This is a genomic window from Riemerella anatipestifer (assembly GCF_035666175.1).
Classification (GTDB): domain Bacteria; phylum Bacteroidota; class Bacteroidia; order Flavobacteriales; family Weeksellaceae; genus Riemerella; species Riemerella anatipestifer_D.
Window position 1 is genome coordinate 1,308,982 of the sequence record NZ_CP142016.1, and the last position, 16,361, is coordinate 1,325,342.

Here is a 16,361-nt window from a genome sequence, read left to right on the forward strand (position 1 = left end):
ATTGGAAGCGTTTTTTTATCTTAGATGAATAAATCTTTATTCTTCTACTTTCTCATCATTAGCTGCAGGAGCTTCTTGAGCAACTACCTCTTCTTTTTTAGTAGCAGGAGCAGCCTTTCTACGACTTCTTCTAGTCGTTTTCTTTTCTGCTTCGTTAGGATTGTAAAGCTCATTGAAATCTACAAGCTCTATCATTGCCATATCAGCAGAATCTCCTTGTCTAAATCCAGTTTTAATGATTCTACAATAACCACCGTTTCTCTCTGCAATTTTAGGAGCAATAGTTCTAAAAAGCTCACTAACAGCATATTTATTTTGTAAATAAGAGAAAACTACTCTTCTGTTATGTGTAGTATCTTCTTTAGATTTAGTAAGGATAGGCTCTACATATACTCTCAAAGCCTTAGCTTTAGCTACTGTAGTATTTATTCTTTTATGTTCAATTAGAGAACAAGCCATATTAGAAAGCATAGCTTTTCTATGAGAAGCAGTTCTACCTAAATGATTGAATTTTTTTCCGTGTCTCATTTTAAGGATTATTTATCAGCGTCTAACTTATATTTACTTACATCAAAACCGAAGTTAAGTCCCTTAGAATGAACAAGCTCTTCAAGTTCGGTTAATGATTTCTTTCCGAAGTTTCTAAATTTCATCAAATCAGATTTACTATAAGAAACTAGTTCACCTAGAGTCTCTACTTCAGCTGCTTTCAAGCAGTTAAGAGCTCTAACAGAAAGATCCATCTCTGCTAGTTTAGACTTAAGTAATTGTCTAGTGTGTAATGTTTCTTCATCATACTGAATAGATGCCTTTACCGCTTCCGTTTCCAATGTAATTCTCTCATCAGAGAACAACATGAAGTGGTATATAAGGATTTTAGAAGCTTCTATTAAAGCATTCTGAGGAGAGATAGAACCATCAGTCTCTATATCTAGAATTAATTTTTCATAATCCGTTTTCTGCTCTACACGATAGTTTTCTACGCTGTACTTAACCTTCTTTATTGGAGTATAAATAGAGTCAATAGCAATAGTACCGATAGGAGCATTATTTGATTTATTTTGTTCTGAAGGAACATAACCTCTACCTTTATTGATGCTAAAATTCATTTCTAAATTTACATCTTTTGTAAGATTACAAATCACCAATTCAGGATTTAAAACTTCAAAACCAGAAATAAATTTACCTAAATCTCCTGCTGTAAGCTGCTCTAAGTTAGCTATTTTAGCTGTAACTTGCTCAGACGGAGCATTCTCAGACTTAGCCTTTAAGCGAAGTTGTTTTAAGTTTAAAATAATTTCTGTTACATCTTCTATAACTCCTGGAATGGTGGAAAATTCGTGCTCTACGCCTTCTATTTTGATAGATGTAATAGCATAACCTTCTAAAGAAGAGAGCAATACTCTTCTTAAAGCATGACCGACAGTTAATCCATAACCTGGCTCCAAAGGTCTAAATTCAAACTGACCTTGAAACTCTGTGGAGTTAAGTAGGATTACTTTATCGGGTTTTATAAAATTTAAAATTGCCATAGTTTTGGGTTGAGCAAAAATTTGATGATTATTTAGAGTATAGTTCGACGATTAGCTGTTCCTTGATGTCTTCAGGAATTTGGATTCTCTCAGGTACTCCTACGAAAGTTCCTTCCTTAGTTTCATCATTGAACTGTAACCAGTCATAATTAGCTTTTGCAGAAAGTGCAGTCTCTATTACCTCAAGAGATTTAGACTTTTGTCTTACAGCTACTTTATCACCTGGTTTTAAAGAGTAAGAAGGTATGTTTACTACCTCTCCATTCACAGTGATATGTCTATGAGATACTAACTGTCTTGCAGCAGCTCTAGTTTTCGCAAATCCTAATCTATAAACTACGTTATCTAATCTAGATTCGCAAAGTTGAAGAAGAACTTCACCAGTTACTCCTTTGCTAGCGTGTGCTTTTTTAAACAAGTTAGAGAACTGTCTTTCTAAAATACCATAAGTATATTTAGCTTTTTGTTTTTCAGCTAACTGTACTGCGTATTCAGACTTTTTAGCACCTCTTCTTTTGTTAGGCCCATGCTGTCCTGGCGGCTGGTTTCTTCTCTTCTCGAAGTTTTTATCATCTCCATAGATTGCTGCACCAAACTTTCTAGCAATCTTTGTTTTAGGTCCAATATATCTTGCCATTATTTTTTAAAATTTCGGGTTATACTCTTCTTCTTTTCGGTGGTCTACATCCGTTGTGTGGCATAGGAGTCACATCAACGATTTCACTTACCTCTATTCCAGAGTTGTGAATAGTTCTTATAGCAGACTCTCTACCTGCACCTGGTCCTTTTACAAAAACTTTAACTCTTCTAAGACCAGCTTCGTGAGCTACCTGAGCACAGTTTTCTGCAGCCATTTGTGCAGCGAAAGGAGTATTTTTCTTAGAACCTCTAAAACCCATTTTACCAGCAGAAGACCAAGAGATTACTTCGCCGTTTTTGTTAGTTAAAGAAATAATGATATTATTGAAAGTGGCTTGGATATGAGCCTCGCCAATCGCTTCAACTTTTACTTTTCTCTTTTTAGTTACTTTAGTTTGTTTTGCCATAATTCTAACGATTATTTACTTGCCTTCTTCTTGTTAGCAACAGTTTTTCTTTTTCCTTTACGGGTTCTAGAATTGTTTTTCGTTCTTTGGCCTCTTAAAGGTAATCCCAGTCTGTGACGTATTCCTCGTTGGCATCCTATGTCCATCAATCTCTTGATGTTCAATTGCACTTCAGAACGCAACTCTCCTTCTACTTTAATGTTTTCAGAGATGTAATTTCTGATTGCAGCCAATTCATCGTCATTCCATTCATTGACTTTCTTGTCTTCGCTGATTCCAGCGTTCTTCAAAATTTCTGACGCGGTGCTTTTTCCAATTCCGTAGATATAGGTAAGCCCTATCACGCCTCTTTTGTTTTTTGGTAAATCAATACCTGCAATTCTCGCCATAATTTAATTTTGCTAAATTAGCCTTGTCTTTGTTTAAATTTAGGGTTCTTTTTGTTAATAATGTACAATCTGCCTTTTCTTCTCACGATTTTGCAGTCTGCACTTCTCTTCTTAATTGATGCTCTTACTTTCATAATGTTTTCTTTATGCTATAGCCTCTAGCTATATAAGCTCTTAAATTAATATCTAAATGTAATTCTTCCTTTAGATAAGTCATACGGAGAAAGCTCCAATTTAACTTTATCACCTGGAAGAAGTTTTATATAATGCATCCTCATTTTACCAGAAATATGAGCTATCAAAACATGCCCATTTTCCAGCTCTACTCTAAACATGGCGTTAGATAGTGCTTCCACTATCACGCCATCTTGTTCTATATGTTTCTGTTTAGCCATAATACTTCTTCCTATTGGTTAGACGTTCTAGACAACTTAGACTGCATTAACCCATCATAATGATGATTCAACAAATAGGTATTGATTTGCTGTACTGTATCTAGGATAACTCCCACCATAATAAGTAGTGAGGTGCCACCAAAAAATAGAGCAAATCTATCTGTCTGAACCAAACTTCCATACACTAAAGCTGGAAGAACTGCAAAGATAGCTAAAAAAATTGCACCTGGCAAAGTAATTTTAGATAAAATATCATCTAAGTAGTCTGCAGTCTCTTGTCCAGGTCTTACCTTTGGAATTAAACCTCCATTTCTTTTAAGGTCATCAGCCATCTGATTTACTGGAATTGTAATAGCTGTATAGAAGAATGAGAAGATAATGATAAGTATAGCAAACAATAAGTTATATTGCCAACTAAATACATTTTTAAATCCAGCTAGGAAAGTATTTGTTTCATCTACTTTAGTTAAAAGCCCAGGTACAAACATCAATGCTTGTGCAAAGATAATTGGCATTACCCCAGAAGCATTAACTTTTAATGGAATCCACTGCCTTGCTCCCTGCATAAGGTTTCTTGTATTTCCTCCTCTTGCTTGAGCTCTACTTACATACTGAATAGGTATTTTTCTTACCGCAACAGAAAGTACAATAGCCAATAGAATCACAACTAACCAGAATAAGATTTCTATCAATATCATGATAGTTCCCATACCTCCTTTACCTGTTTGAGCCGTTACCTCTTGTATAAAAGCCATAGGTAAATCGGCTAAAATCCCTACCATAATTAGTATTGATATACCATTACCTATACCTTTATCTGTAATTTTCTCTCCTAACCACATTGCAAATACAGAACCTGCAACTAAAATTACAATACTAGGCAACCAAAACATAATAGAAGAAGGATCTACATAGTACGCTGATGCAAACTGAGAGTAAGGTAAGAATAGCCCCGTGATAGAACCCAAATAAGATGGTGCCTGAACCAAACATACCGCTATTGTTAACCAACGCGTAATTTGGTTAAGAGTATTTCTACCCGACTCACCATCTTTCTGTAATTTCTGTAAATACGGAATAGCCATCCCCATCAGCTGAACAATAATAGAAGCCGAGATATAAGGCATAATACCTAACGCCATAATGGAAGCACGGCTAAACGCACCTCCAGTGAATGACGATAGTAAACCTAATAATCCTGCTCCCTGTTTACTACCACCTTGATTTTGGTATTGCTCTAAAAGAGTTCCTACCTCTGTCATGTTGATAGCTGGTAGAGATATATAGGATGCGAATCTATACACCAATATCATCCCTAAAGTAAAAAGAATTTTATCCTTTAACTCTTTAAGGCTCCAAATGTTTTTAAGTGTTTGTATAAATTCTTTCATTGTAATAATTAAAGGGTAACTACTTTACCTCCTGCTTTATTGATTAGTTCTTCTGCAGATTTAGTAAACTTATTTGCAGAGATAGACACTGCAGATTTAAGCTCTCCTCTTCCCATGATTTTAATTAAATCATTCTTAGAAGCCAAACCATTTTCTACTAAAACCTCTTTAGTGATATCACCTTTGATTCCTTTAGTATCTATAAGAGTTTGGATAGTATCTAAATTGATACCTCTGTAGTCTTTTCTGCTAATGTTGTTAAATCCAAATTTAGGAAGTCTTCTTTGTAAAGGCATTTGTCCTCCTTCAAATCCTATTTTCATAGAGTATCCAGAACGAGACTTTTGTCCTTTATGTCCTTTTGTAGAGGTACCTCCTTTTCCACTTCCTTGTCCTCTACCAATTCTTTTAGAATTATGTGTAGAACCTTTAGCTGGTTTTATGTTATTTAAATTCATTTGTTTTAAATTTAAGATTGAAGATTCAAAACTAGGAGGTCTCATTCAATCACAAAACCTCCTGTTTATTATCTAAATTTCTATTTTTGAACTTCTACTAAGTGCTGTACAGCAGCTACCATACCTAATATAGCAGGTGTAGCCTCGTGCTCTACTACTTGATGTAACTTTCTAAGACCTAAAGCTTCAAGGGTTCTCTTTTGGGTTTTAGTTCTACCAATAGCACTTCTTACTTGTTTTACTTTAATTGTTGCCATTTTTTCAAAATTAACCGTTAAATACTTTACTCAATGTTACACCTCTCATTCTTGCGATTTCTTCTGGTCTTCTGATATCTAACAAAGCTTTGAAAGTTGCTTTTACCACATTGTGTGGGTTAGAAGAACCTTTTGACTTTGAAAGGATGTCATGTACACCAGCTGATTCTAGCACCGCTCTTACCGCACCACCTGCGATAAGCCCTGTACCGTGAGAAGCAGGTCTCAAGAAGATATTAGCTCCACCATATCTAGCTGTAGTTTCGTGTGGAATTGTATGGTTTACAACAGGAACTTTTACTAAGTTTTTCTTAGCATCTTCTACTGCTTTAGAAATTGCAGAAGCTACCTCTTTAGATTTTCCTAATCCGTAACCTATAACACCATCTTCATTTCCTACCACTACGATTGCTGAGAAGCCGAAAGCTCTACCTCCTTTAGTAACCTTAGTAACTCTATTAACAGCCACTAAACGATCTACTAACTCTAAACCTCCAGGTTTTACTCTTTCTATATTATCTAATCCTAACATAATTTTTTAACTTTTAAAATTTCAAACCTCCTTCTCTAGCACCATCAGCAAGAGCTTTTACTCTACCGTGATACACAAAACCATTTCTATCAAATACTACTTTCTCATACCCTGCAGCAATAGCTTTCTGAGCGATAGCTTTACCAACAGCCGTTGAAATTTCTACTTTTGTTCCTTTAGCATCAAAACCTTTCTCTCTTGAAGAAGCTTGTACTAAAGTTTTACCTTCCTTATCATCAATAAGCTGAGCATAGATTTCTTTATTACTTTTGAATACAGATAATCTTGGTGCTGCTTGAGTTCCGGAAACTTTTCCTCTAACTCTTCTCTTTATTCTTAATCTTTTCTGTTCTTTACTTAGTGCCATTTTCTTAAATTTTAAGCAGATTTACCAGCCTTTCTTCTAATTTGTTCTCCTACAAATCTAACCCCTTTACCTTTATATGGCTCAGGTTTTCTGAAAGATCTAATTTTTGCAGCTACCATACCCAATAATTGCTTATCATAAGACGATAAAGTAATGATAGGGTTCTTACCTTTCTCTGTTACAGTTTCTACCTGAACTTCAGAAGGAAGCTCTAGTATAATACCGTGAGAAAAACCAAGAGCTAACTCTAATCTTTGTCCTTGATTAGAAGCTCTATAACCAACTCCCACAAGCTCTAACTTCTTAGTAAAACCTTCAGAAGTTCCAACTACCATGTTATTGATTAGTGCTCTATAAAGTCCGTGAAGAGCTTTATGCTGTTTAGACTCAGACGGTCTGTTAACTGTAAGTACACCGTCATTTTGTTCTATAGTAATACCTCCTGTAAGTTCCTGAGATAGTTCTCCCTTAGGTCCTTTTACTGTTACCACACCATCTTTCTCAGTGATAGTAACTCCAGAAGGAATTGTTATAATTGCTTTACCAATTCTTGACATTTTCCTTTTATTAAAAATTAATATACATAGCAGATTACCTCTCCACCTACTTTCTCTAATCTCGCTTTTTTGTCAGTCATCACTCCTTTAGAAGTAGATATAATAGCTACACCTAAGCCATTAAGTACTCTTGGAAGTTCTGCAGAACCTTTGTACTGTCTTAAACCAGGTCTAGAAGCTCTTTGGATAGACTTAATTGCTGGTTTACCAGTTTGTTTGTCGTACTTTAAAGCGATTTTAATAGTTCCTTGAACTGCATTGTCCTCAAACTTGTAGTTCAAGATATAACCTTGATCAAATAAGATTTTAGTAATCTCCTTTTTGATTTTCGATGCAGGAATTTCCACCACTTTGTGGCCTGCGCTTTGTGCGTTCCTTACTCTAGTTAGGAAATCTGAAATTGGATCTGTTACCATTTTTCGTTTTTTAAAATTATTGGTTTATGATAATCAGTATTTGAAGGCTTTAAAATTAAAGGCAAAAGCTAAATATCTTCAAAGCCCTCAAACTTAATTATCTTGATTTGTTAAAAATTATTACCAACTTGCTTTTTTAACTCCAGGTATTAAACCTTGGTTAGCCATTTCTCTAAAAGTTACTCTAGAGATACCGAAAGTTCTCATGTATCCTCTGGGTCTTCCTGTAAGCTTGCAACGGTTATGCAACCTTACTGGCGAAGCATTTTTAGGTAATTTTTGTAATGCTTCATAATCTCCAGCTTCTTTTAGAGCTTTTCTTTTAGCAGCATATTTAGCAACTAGTGCTTCTCTTTTGCGCTCACGCGCTTTCATTGATTCTTTAGCCATTCTTCTTAGTTCTTTTTAAATGGTAAACCGAAATGAGTTAATAAGGCTTTAGCCTCTTTATCTGTTCTAGCACTTGTTACGAAAGTGATATCCATACCTTGTATTTTTTTCACTTTATCAATAACAATCTCAGGGAAGATAATTTGCTCAGTAATACCTAAGTTATAGTTCCCTCTACCGTCAAAACCATCAGCTTTGATTCCGTTAAAATCTCTAATTCTAGGTAGAGCAGAAGATGTAAGTCTATCTAAAAACTCGTACATTTTATCTGCTCTTAGCGTTACCTTTGCACCAATAGGCATACCTTTTCTTAGTTTGAAAGAAGCTTCATCTTTCTTAGAAAGAGTACCTACAGCTTTTTGTCCGGTAATTGCCGTTAATTCTTCCACTGCATAATCTACGATTTTTTTATCCGCAGTAGCAGCTCCTAAACCTTGGGATACAACGATTTTCTCTAATTTAGGTACTTGCATTACAGACTTATACCCAAACTCTTCCATCATTGCAGGAACAATTTTCTCTTTATATAATTTTTTAGGTCTTGCTATATATTCCATCGTTCTTTATTATAAAGTTTTACCAGTAGTTTTAGCTACTCTTACTTTCTTATCTCCTTCCATTTTATATCCCACTCTAGTAGCTTTTCCGTTTTCATCCATCAAAGCTACATTAGATATATGGAGAGAAGCTTCTTTCTCTACGATACCACCTTGAGGGTTTGCAGCTGAAGGCTTAGTATGTTTTTTAACAATATTTACACCTGCTACTATCACTCTAGGATCTTTACCTTCTTTTCTGATTACCTCAAGAACTTCTCCTTTGCTTCCTTTATTTTTTCCAGTGGTAACGATAACATTATCACCTCTTTTAATTTTAACTTTTGTCATTGTTTTAAAATTTTTAAAATTAAAGTACTTCAGGAGCTAATGAAATAATCTTCATATATTCCTTATCTCTTAATTCACGAGCAACTGGTCCGAAAACACGAGTTCCTCTCATCTCTCCAGCAGCATTTAAAAGAACACAAGCATTGTCATCAAAAGAGATGTAAGATCCATCTTTTCTTCTAACTGCTTTTTTAGTTCTCACTACTACTGCTTTAGATACTTGCCCTTTCTTAGCATTTCCTGTAGGAGTAGAATCTTTGATAGTCACTACGATTTTATCACCCACAGATGCATATCTTCTTTTGGTACCTCCCAAAACTCTGATTACTAATACTTCTTTAGCACCAGTATTATCAGCTACTTTTAATCTTGATTCTGTTTGTAACATTACTTAGCTCTTTCTATGATTCTTACTAATCTCCATCTTTTATTTTTGCTCAAAGGTCTTGTTTCTTGGATAAGAACAGTATCGCCTTCGTTACACTCGTTGTTTTCATCGTGTGCGGTATATTTTTTCGTTTTCAAAACGAACTTACCGTACATTGGGTGCTTCATTTTCATAGTCTCACTAACAACAATGGTCTTTTCCATTTTATTGCTCGAAACTACTCCGATTCTTTCTTTTCTTAAATTTCTTTCCATAATAAAATGAAATTCTTATTGTTTGTTAGTTAGTTCAGTTTCAAGTCTTGCGATAGTCTTCCTCAAATCTCTGATTTGGATAGGATTTTCAATTGGGCTAATTCTGTGAGCTAATTTAAGTTTCCCATAAGTAGCTTTCACTTCTACCAATTTACTTTTTAAATCCTCTACGCTTAGATTTTTAATTTCAGCTTTTTTCATTTCTAAAAGATTTATTGAGGTTTAACAAAATCGTTTGCTACTACAAACTTAGTAACTACAGGAAGTTTCTGAGCTGCAAGTCTTAAAGCTTCTTTAGCTACTTCGTAAGGAACACCTCCTACTTCAAACATGATTTTACCCGGCTTCACTACAGCTACCCAATATTCTACAGCACCTTTACCTTTACCCATACGCACTTCTGCAGGCTTTTTAGTAACTGGCTTATCTGGGAATATTTTAATCCACAACTGTCCTTCTCTCTTCATATATCTAGTTGCAGCGATACGAGCTGCCTCTATTTGTCTTGCAGTAATCCAAGCACCTTCTGTAGCTTTAATACCGAATGTTCCGTAAGCAAGCCTATGTCCTCTGTTGGCATTGCCTTTCATTTTCATTTTATGAACCTTACGGAATTTGGTTCTTCTTGGTTGTAACATAATTTTATATATTAGATGTTAGATGTTAGATGTTAGATTGAAAAAAATTAAATTCAGCTCTTGTAACGGAAGATCTAATTTCTAATTTCTATCTTCTAACTCTAATTAAATTATTTTCTTTCTCTTCTTTTATTACCAGAAGATTTTTTCTGAGTACCTACTAATGGAGAAAGCTCTCTCTTACCATATACTTCTCCTTTCATTATCCATACCTTAACACCTAATCTACCATAAGTAGTGTGTGCTTCTGCGATATGGTAATCTATATCAGCTCTGAAAGTAGATAATGGAATTCTTCCTTCTTTGAAAGACTCACTTCTTGCCATTTCAGCACCGTTCAATCTTCCTGAAATTTGGATTTTAATTCCCTCTGCTCCCATTCTCATAGCTCCCGCGATAGCCATTTTAACAGCTCTTCTGTAAGAAATCCTGTTTTCAATTTGCTTAGCTACGCTATCTGCTACTAATACAGCATCTAACTCAGGTCTTTTAATTTCAAAGATATTGATTTGAACATCTTTACCAGTAAGTTTCTTTAACTCTTCTTTTAGTTTATCTACTTCCTGACCACCTTTACCGATGATAAGTCCTGGTCTAGCAGTAGTGATAGTTACAGTAACTAACTTAAGGGTTCTATCAATATAAATTCTTGAAATACCACCTTTAGATAATCTTGCCTCAAGATATCTTCTGATTTTGTAGTCTTCTGCGATTCTGTCTCCATAATCGTTTCCTCCAAACCAGTTAGAATCCCATCCTCTGATGATACCTAGTCTATTACCAATTGGATTTGTTTTCTGTCCCATATCTTGATTATTGATTATCTGTTTTTGAACCTAATACTAATGTTACATGGTTAGATCTTTTTCTAATTCTGTAACCTCTACCTTGTGGTGCAGGACGCAATCTTTTCAATTGTCTTGCACTATCTACATATATTTCCTTAATGAAAAGGTTAGCCTCTTCTATATCAGCTCCTTCGTTTTTGTTTTGCCAGTTAGCAATTGCAGAAAGAAGAAGTTTTTCTAATTTATTAGAAGCCTCTTTTTTAGAATATCTAAGGATATATAGAGCTTTATCTACATTTTCTCCTCTAATGATATCAGCAACGAGTCTCATTTTTCTTGGAGAAGAAGGGCAATCATTAAGACGTGCCTTTACCACATCTTGATTTGCTGCTTTACGTGCTATTGCACTATCTTGTTTTCTTTTTCCCATAATGATTATCTGCTACCTTTATTTTTGTTACCTGAGTGACCTCTAAAAGATCTTGTTGGAGAAAATTCACCTAACTTATGTCCTACCATATTTTCAGTTACATAAACAGGTATGAAAGACTTACCATTATGTACTGCTATAGTTTGACCTACCATGTCTGGAGAAATCATAGATGCTCTAGACCATGTTTTAATTACCGTTTTCTTTCCTGATTCTATATTCGCTTGAACCTTCTTCTCTAATGAATGGTGAATGAAAGGTCCTTTTTTAAGTGATCTTGCCATAATTATTTTCTTTTGGATACGATGTAACGGTTAGACACTTTATTTTTCTTTCTAGTCTTGTAACCTTTAGCTGGTTTACCGTTTCTAGATCTAGGGTGACCTCCTGAAGATCTACCTTCACCACCACCCATTGGGTGGTCTACTGGGTTCATTGCTACAGCTCTAGTTCTTGGTCTTCTACCTAACCATCTGCTTCTACCTGCTTTACCAGATACAGTAAGCTGATAGTCTGAGTTAGACACAGAACCAATCATAGCCATACACTCTACTAGAATCATTCTAGATTCTCCTGAAGGCAATTTAACGATAGCAAACTTACCATCTCTAGAAGTAAGTTGCGCAGAAGAACCTGCACTTCTTGCTAAGATAGCTCCTTGTCCAGGTCTAAGCTCTATACAAGAGATAACAGTACCTAGAGGAATATCTTTTAATTTCATTGCATTACCTACATCAGGTGTAGCTGTTTGTCCAGAAACTACAGTTTGTCCTACTTTGATACCGTTAGGAGCAATCATGTATCTCTTTTCTCCATCAGCATACTCTAACAAAGCGATGAACGCAGTTCTGTTTGGATCGTATTCCACAGTTTTTACAGTTGCCTTAACATCAAATTTGTTTCTTTTGAAGTCAATAATTCTGTACTTTCTTTTGTGTCCACCTCCAGTGTAACGCATGGTCATCTTACCAGTATTGTTACGACCGCCTTTCTTTGAAATACCTACAGTAAGGCTTTTCTCAGGTTTGTTGGTAGTAATCTCTTCAAAATTGTTTACAATTCTGAATCTCTGTCCTGGGGTGATAGGTTTTAATTTTCTAACAGACATTACTATTATTTATAAATTATTAATTAGTTGCAAATACATCAATAAATTCACCTTCTAAAAGCTGAACCATTGCTTTTTTCAATTTGTTGGTTTTTCCAACTTGAAGTCCTTTTTTAGTGTACTTAGCAGAAACTTTAGGAGCATAAATCATTGTTCTTACATCTGCTACCTTTACACCATAAGCTTCTTCTACCGCTTGTTTGATTTGGATTTTATTCGCTTTAGTATCTACTAAGAAACTGTAAACGCCTCTCAAATCAGACAAATTAGAAGCCTTTTCTGAAATAATTGGTTTTATGATTACTGACATGATTTATTTTCTTAAATTTTCTTGAAACTTTTCTACTGCACCTTCTAAGAATACAACCTCTCCAGCATTTACTAAGTCATAAGAAGAAATTTCATTAAAATTCATTACTTTAGCCTTAGGTAAATTTCTTGAAGACAAGTACACATTCTTGTTAGCTTCTCCTAGTACAAATAAAGACTTCTTACCTTCTAATCCTAATGCATTTACCACATTGATAAACTCTTTAGTTTTAGGAGTTTCAAAAGAAAAATCTTCTAATACTTTAACACTGTTATCTCTCATTTTTTGAGAAAGAACAGATTTTTTAGCTAATCTTTTAAGTGCTTTATTTAACTTAAATCTATAATCTCTCGGCTTAGGACCAAAAACTCTACCCCCACCTTTGAATACAGGAGACTTGATATCCCCGTATCTAGCAGAACCAGAACCTTTTTGCTTCTTAAGCTTTTTAGTAGAAGCTGTAATTTCGCTTCTTTCCTTAGCCTTATGAGTTCCTTGACGCTGTGCAGCAAGATACTGCTTTATCTCTAAGTAAACCGCGTGCTGATTTGGCTCTATTCCGAAGATAGCCTCATCTAAAGACACCTTTCTTCCGGTTTCTTTCCCTTGAATATTTAATACTACTAGTTCCATCTTCTGATAATTACATAAGAATTTTTAGCTCCCGGAACAGCACCTTTTACCACTAAAAGATTTTGTTCTTCATCTACTTTTAACACCTGAAGGTTCTGAACAGTTACCTGCTTACCTCCCATTCTACCAGCCATTCTTAAGCCCTTAAATACTCTTGATGGGTCTGAACCCGCACCAATAGAACCTGGAGCTCTCAATCTGTTGTGCTGCCCGTGAGTAGCCTGCATTACACCGCCGAAACCATGTCTTTTAACTACCCCTTGAAATCCTTTACCTTTAGAAGTACCTGTAACATCTACATACTCTCCTTCTGAGAATAATTTAACAGTTACTTCATCTCCTACTTGCAAATTATCGAACCCATGGTGGAATTCGTGTAATTTAGCTTTAGGAGTTGAACCAGCCTTTTTAAAATGACCAGCCAATGCCTTACCGACATTCTTCTCACTCTTGTCATCGAAACCTAACTGATAGCCTACATAGCCATCTTTTTCTACGGTTCTGACCTGTAAAACCGAACATGGACCTGCTTGAATAACAGTACAAGGAATATTTTTCCCAGACTCGTCAAACAATGAAGTCATTCCGATTTTTTTTCCAATAATACCTGACATTATTAAAAATTAAAATTATTATTATTTAATTAAATTTCAATTACTTAAATCAAAAACTCAATATTTACCAATGAGAAAAAGACATACTTTTCCCAAAAATTGAGTGTGCAAATATACAAAGATTTTTTTTACTGACAAACAATAAGTTAAATTTTTATCCCATCCTTAATTTATTTATTATAAAAGATTTACCTCATCGCAAAAACTCCGCTTAAAGTTCAAAAAAATCATTTATTCTGACGTGTAATTTAATTACCAAATCTCACCTTTTATAATGTTTTTAGAAATCCTTATATTTGTTGAATGGAAATAGTAATTATAGGTTCTGGCAATGTGGCGTTCCACCTCAACAATGCTTTTTATGAAGCTAACATAAAGGTTTCTCAACTATTTGGACGAAACGAGGAAGCCTTAAAACTCATGTCTGAAACCACAAAAACTCCCTATTCCATCAATGCTCTACGAAATGCCGACCTATACATCATATGTGTAAAAGATGATGTTATAGCAAAAGTTTCACAAATTATTAAAAATGAAAACGCATTGGTAGTACACACTTCAGGCTCTATGCCTAAAGATGTTTTAGAAGGAAATTACAGAAAGGGAGGCTTTTATCCATTGCAAACTTTTTCTAAAAGTAAAGTCCTAGATTACACAGAAATTCCGTTTTTTATCGAGGCTGAAAATATTCAAGATTTAGATATTCTGAAAAATTTAGCCCTCAGAATTTCCCCAAGAGTGCAAGAAGCAGATTATGAGAAAAGAAAATACATACACCTCACCGCCGTATTTGCGTGCAACTTCGTTAACCACCTCTATGCTAGAGCAAAAGAGATAGCCGACAGCCAAAATATTCCGTTCAATTACTTCATTCCTCTTATAGAGGAGACTATGGACAAAATCTATTACCTAGACCCAAAGAAAGCCCAAACAGGTCCTGCGGTAAGAAATGATACTAGAGTTTTAGAGCTTCACAAGCAATTGATAACAGATGAAACTCAATTAGAAATCTACAATTTAATGAACCAATCTATAAAAAAAATGTATGAGTTATAAACAGAATTTAAGTAAAATAAAGGCCTTCGTATTTGATGTAGATGGTGTATTTACAGACGGTAGTATTTATCTAATGCCCGACGGCAGCATGTGCCGTACAATGAATGTTCTTGATGGCTATGCGGTAGTAAAAGCTGTAAAAAAAGGATACAAAATAGGCATCATTACAGGCGGAGACGACCCTATGGTAAAACATCGCTTGCATTATCTAGGCATCGTAGATTATTACCCTAAATCCTCAAAAAAAATAATAGATTATGAAGATTTCAAAAGCAAACATAATTTAAAAGACGAGGAAATTTTAACCATGGGGGACGATTTACCTGATATAGAAATGATGAAGGCTTCTGCTATAAGCACTTGCCCACCGAATGCGGTTCCAGAAGTAAAAGCTATTACAGATTATATTTCTCCTGTTTATGGCGGTAAAGGTGCGGTAAGAGACGTTATAGAGCAAGTATTAAAAACTCAAGGAGATTGGCAAGAAGACGATACTCGTTCAATATAGAAATCACCTTTTGAAACATGAATTTATAAAAAACTTTAAAGTTATCAGCTAAAATATATTTAATTTTAGACGAGACCTAAAAGAGTTACATTAAAGACATATAACTATAATTTATTAATCATAACTCGTTGTGCATTTTAAATAATACTGATTTTTAGATGATTTAATTTTCTTTGGAAGATAAATTTATTGATATATTGAATAACCGTTGCGGCGGTTATTTTACTGATTATCCTTGTTTTAAAGCCTTCAAAAGTTTTAGCATAGTTTCTTTTAATCATAAATTGGTCGCAAAGTTGAGAGAAAAATGTCTCAATTCGTTTTCGCTTTTTCTTGTACAATGAAAATTGAGGAATATAATCTTTCTGATTACTTCTCATTGGTGTATCTAATTTAATATTAGCATAGTTAAATAAATCTATTTGAACTTTTGCTGATAAATAGCCTCTATCTCCAATTAAAGTACAGTTTCGCATTTGCTCACCAATATCTTTTAAATAGTGGATGTCGTGAACGGATGCAGGGCTTATATCAAAATTCTTAATCACACCATTTAAAGAACATACTGCGTGTAGTTTATAGCCATAGAAATATAATTTCTGTGAAGCACAATAACCATATGTTGGTGAAGAATAGGATTGCTCTTTACAAATTTTTGAACGAGTAGAACGAGCGTTTTCACAAACTTTCATTGGCATGCTATCAACGATAAAAATATCTTCAAACTCATTGAACTCCATCGAAATACGCTGTCTAATTTGCTCTGTTTGTAGGGATAGTCTTCGTTTTCGCTTATTGTAAACACTTCTTTCAATTTTGTTTATCAGAGAGTTTGGCAATTTTCTAAATAACTGTAATTCGCTATCAATACTCAAGTATTCAGCAGTAATATTAAGACTTATGACTTCTAAATCGCTCATTTTAGGTGTTCTTCTCTGATAACTAATCAGTTGATTTTCTGAAAAAAGTCCTAAAACTTCCAAAATTCTTTCATATATTTGCTCTATGTTGTTCATT

General features: G+C 34.6%; 31 protein-coding genes. 2 read left to right on the plus strand and 29 right to left on the minus strand.

Annotated elements, in window-relative coordinates; translation table 11 throughout:
- Positions 1-36: 36 nt before the first annotated feature.
- The 28 genes from rplQ to rplC all read right to left on the minus strand — a co-directional run bounded on the left by rplQ (position 37) and on the right by rplC (position 13,780).
- Entirely contained in the window at positions 37-528 is a 492-nt protein-coding gene (rplQ, locus tag VIX88_RS06460) for a 50S ribosomal protein L17 (protein WP_064970416.1), read from the minus strand.
- An 8-nt stretch (positions 529-536) separates the two neighbouring features.
- Positions 537-1,532, minus strand: a complete 996-nt coding sequence (locus VIX88_RS06465; protein WP_004917361.1) for a DNA-directed RNA polymerase subunit alpha — start codon at positions 1,530-1,532, stop codon at positions 537-539.
- 28 nt (positions 1,533-1,560) lie between these two features.
- Positions 1,561-2,169: a 30S ribosomal protein S4 gene (rpsD, locus tag VIX88_RS06470; protein ID WP_004917360.1), complete on the minus strand. Its 609-nt coding sequence runs from the start codon at positions 2,167-2,169 to the stop codon at positions 1,561-1,563.
- Positions 2,170-2,188: 19 nt separating this feature from the next.
- Positions 2,189-2,578, minus strand: a complete 390-nt coding sequence (gene rpsK / locus VIX88_RS06475; RefSeq protein WP_004917358.1) for a 30S ribosomal protein S11 — start codon at positions 2,576-2,578, stop codon at positions 2,189-2,191.
- An 11-nt stretch (positions 2,579-2,589) separates the two neighbouring features.
- Positions 2,590-2,967 carry a 30S ribosomal protein S13 gene (gene rpsM / locus VIX88_RS06480; RefSeq protein WP_004917355.1) on the minus strand — a complete coding sequence of 126 codons (378 nt, stop codon included), beginning with the start codon at positions 2,965-2,967 and terminating at the stop codon, positions 2,590-2,592.
- Between the two features lie 17 nt (positions 2,968-2,984).
- Complete coding sequence (gene ykgO, locus VIX88_RS06485; protein ID WP_004917354.1) at positions 2,985-3,101, minus strand: type B 50S ribosomal protein L36; 117 nt, start codon at positions 3,099-3,101, stop codon at positions 2,985-2,987.
- A gap of 45 nt (positions 3,102-3,146) precedes the next feature.
- On the minus strand, positions 3,147-3,362 hold the full coding sequence (gene infA, locus VIX88_RS06490; RefSeq protein ID WP_004917349.1) for a translation initiation factor IF-1: 216 nt from the start codon (positions 3,360-3,362) through the stop codon (positions 3,147-3,149).
- An 11-nt stretch (positions 3,363-3,373) separates the two neighbouring features.
- Positions 3,374-4,753, minus strand: coding sequence for a preprotein translocase subunit SecY (gene secY, locus VIX88_RS06495; protein ID WP_064970417.1), 1,380 nt, complete (start codon positions 4,751-4,753; stop codon positions 3,374-3,376).
- Between the two features lie 8 nt (positions 4,754-4,761).
- Positions 4,762-5,211: a 50S ribosomal protein L15 gene (gene rplO, locus VIX88_RS06500; protein ID WP_014937952.1), complete on the minus strand. Its 450-nt coding sequence runs from the start codon at positions 5,209-5,211 to the stop codon at positions 4,762-4,764.
- 80 nt (positions 5,212-5,291) lie between these two features.
- Positions 5,292-5,468 carry a 50S ribosomal protein L30 gene (gene rpmD / locus VIX88_RS06505; protein ID WP_004917345.1) on the minus strand — a complete coding sequence of 59 codons (177 nt, stop codon included), beginning with the start codon at positions 5,466-5,468 and terminating at the stop codon, positions 5,292-5,294.
- Positions 5,469-5,478: 10 nt separating this feature from the next.
- A complete protein-coding gene (gene rpsE, locus VIX88_RS06510; RefSeq protein WP_004917344.1) occupies positions 5,479-6,000 on the minus strand; it encodes a 30S ribosomal protein S5 in 522 nt (173 codons plus the stop codon).
- Between the two features lie 13 nt (positions 6,001-6,013).
- Entirely contained in the window at positions 6,014-6,367 is a 354-nt protein-coding gene (gene rplR / locus VIX88_RS06515) for a 50S ribosomal protein L18 (protein ID WP_004917342.1), read from the minus strand.
- An 11-nt stretch (positions 6,368-6,378) separates the two neighbouring features.
- On the minus strand, positions 6,379-6,924 hold the full coding sequence (gene rplF / locus VIX88_RS06520; RefSeq protein ID WP_064970418.1) for a 50S ribosomal protein L6: 546 nt from the start codon (positions 6,922-6,924) through the stop codon (positions 6,379-6,381).
- A gap of 17 nt (positions 6,925-6,941) precedes the next feature.
- Complete coding sequence (gene rpsH / locus VIX88_RS06525; protein WP_004917338.1) at positions 6,942-7,340, minus strand: 30S ribosomal protein S8; 399 nt, start codon at positions 7,338-7,340, stop codon at positions 6,942-6,944.
- 120 nt (positions 7,341-7,460) lie between these two features.
- Positions 7,461-7,730, minus strand: a complete 270-nt coding sequence (gene rpsN, locus VIX88_RS06530; RefSeq protein ID WP_004917337.1) for a 30S ribosomal protein S14 — start codon at positions 7,728-7,730, stop codon at positions 7,461-7,463.
- A gap of 5 nt (positions 7,731-7,735) precedes the next feature.
- Positions 7,736-8,287 (minus strand): 50S ribosomal protein L5, encoded by a 552-nt coding sequence (gene rplE, locus VIX88_RS06535; RefSeq protein ID WP_004917335.1) that lies wholly within the window; start codon positions 8,285-8,287, stop codon positions 7,736-7,738.
- Positions 8,288-8,296: 9 nt separating this feature from the next.
- Entirely contained in the window at positions 8,297-8,617 is a 321-nt protein-coding gene (gene rplX, locus VIX88_RS06540) for a 50S ribosomal protein L24 (RefSeq protein ID WP_013446943.1), read from the minus strand.
- Positions 8,618-8,636: 19 nt separating this feature from the next.
- Complete coding sequence (gene rplN, locus VIX88_RS06545; RefSeq protein ID WP_004917332.1) at positions 8,637-9,005, minus strand: 50S ribosomal protein L14; 369 nt, start codon at positions 9,003-9,005, stop codon at positions 8,637-8,639.
- A complete protein-coding gene (gene rpsQ, locus VIX88_RS06550) occupies positions 9,005-9,259 on the minus strand; it encodes a 30S ribosomal protein S17 (protein ID WP_004917330.1) in 255 nt (84 codons plus the stop codon). Before rpsQ ends, rplN begins: the two co-directional genes overlap by 1 nt.
- Before the next feature lie 15 nt (positions 9,260-9,274).
- A complete protein-coding gene (gene rpmC, locus VIX88_RS06555) occupies positions 9,275-9,460 on the minus strand; it encodes a 50S ribosomal protein L29 (protein WP_004917328.1) in 186 nt (61 codons plus the stop codon).
- An 11-nt stretch (positions 9,461-9,471) separates the two neighbouring features.
- Positions 9,472-9,897 (minus strand): 50S ribosomal protein L16, encoded by a 426-nt coding sequence (rplP, locus tag VIX88_RS06560; RefSeq protein WP_004917326.1) that lies wholly within the window; start codon positions 9,895-9,897, stop codon positions 9,472-9,474.
- 110 nt (positions 9,898-10,007) lie between these two features.
- Positions 10,008-10,703, minus strand: a complete 696-nt coding sequence (gene rpsC / locus VIX88_RS06565; protein WP_004917324.1) for a 30S ribosomal protein S3 — start codon at positions 10,701-10,703, stop codon at positions 10,008-10,010.
- Positions 10,704-10,710: 7 nt separating this feature from the next.
- A complete protein-coding gene (rplV, locus tag VIX88_RS06570) occupies positions 10,711-11,115 on the minus strand; it encodes a 50S ribosomal protein L22 (protein WP_014937948.1) in 405 nt (134 codons plus the stop codon).
- A 5-nt stretch (positions 11,116-11,120) separates the two neighbouring features.
- A complete protein-coding gene (gene rpsS / locus VIX88_RS06575; protein WP_004917321.1) occupies positions 11,121-11,399 on the minus strand; it encodes a 30S ribosomal protein S19 in 279 nt (92 codons plus the stop codon).
- A 2-nt stretch (positions 11,400-11,401) separates the two neighbouring features.
- On the minus strand, positions 11,402-12,223 hold the full coding sequence (gene rplB / locus VIX88_RS06580; protein WP_214193692.1) for a 50S ribosomal protein L2: 822 nt from the start codon (positions 12,221-12,223) through the stop codon (positions 11,402-11,404).
- Positions 12,224-12,242: 19 nt separating this feature from the next.
- A complete protein-coding gene (gene rplW, locus VIX88_RS06585; protein WP_064970423.1) occupies positions 12,243-12,533 on the minus strand; it encodes a 50S ribosomal protein L23 in 291 nt (96 codons plus the stop codon).
- Between the two features lie 3 nt (positions 12,534-12,536).
- Positions 12,537-13,166, minus strand: coding sequence for a 50S ribosomal protein L4 (rplD, locus tag VIX88_RS06590; RefSeq protein WP_064970424.1), 630 nt, complete (start codon positions 13,164-13,166; stop codon positions 12,537-12,539).
- Positions 13,157-13,780: a 50S ribosomal protein L3 gene (gene rplC, locus VIX88_RS06595; protein WP_004917312.1), complete on the minus strand. Its 624-nt coding sequence runs from the start codon at positions 13,778-13,780 to the stop codon at positions 13,157-13,159. The genes rplD and rplC overlap by 10 nt, the downstream gene beginning before the upstream one ends.
- Positions 13,781-14,083: 303 nt before the next feature.
- On the opposite strand from rplC, the gene VIX88_RS06600 reads away from it, so the two are divergent.
- Together VIX88_RS06600 and VIX88_RS06605 are read left to right on the plus strand one after the other, a co-directional pair.
- Complete coding sequence (locus tag VIX88_RS06600; protein WP_064970425.1) at positions 14,084-14,836, plus strand: Rossmann-like and DUF2520 domain-containing protein; 753 nt, start codon at positions 14,084-14,086, stop codon at positions 14,834-14,836.
- Positions 14,826-15,344, plus strand: a complete 519-nt coding sequence (locus VIX88_RS06605; protein ID WP_064970426.1) for a KdsC family phosphatase — start codon at positions 14,826-14,828, stop codon at positions 15,342-15,344. The genes VIX88_RS06600 and VIX88_RS06605 overlap by 11 nt, the downstream gene beginning before the upstream one ends.
- 137 nt (positions 15,345-15,481) lie before the next feature.
- Here the strand turns inward: VIX88_RS06605 and VIX88_RS06610 are convergent, their stop codons facing one another.
- A complete protein-coding gene (locus tag VIX88_RS06610; protein WP_127919822.1) occupies positions 15,482-16,360 on the minus strand; it encodes an IS982-like element ISRa1 family transposase in 879 nt (292 codons plus the stop codon).
- Position 16,361 lies beyond the last annotated feature (1 nt).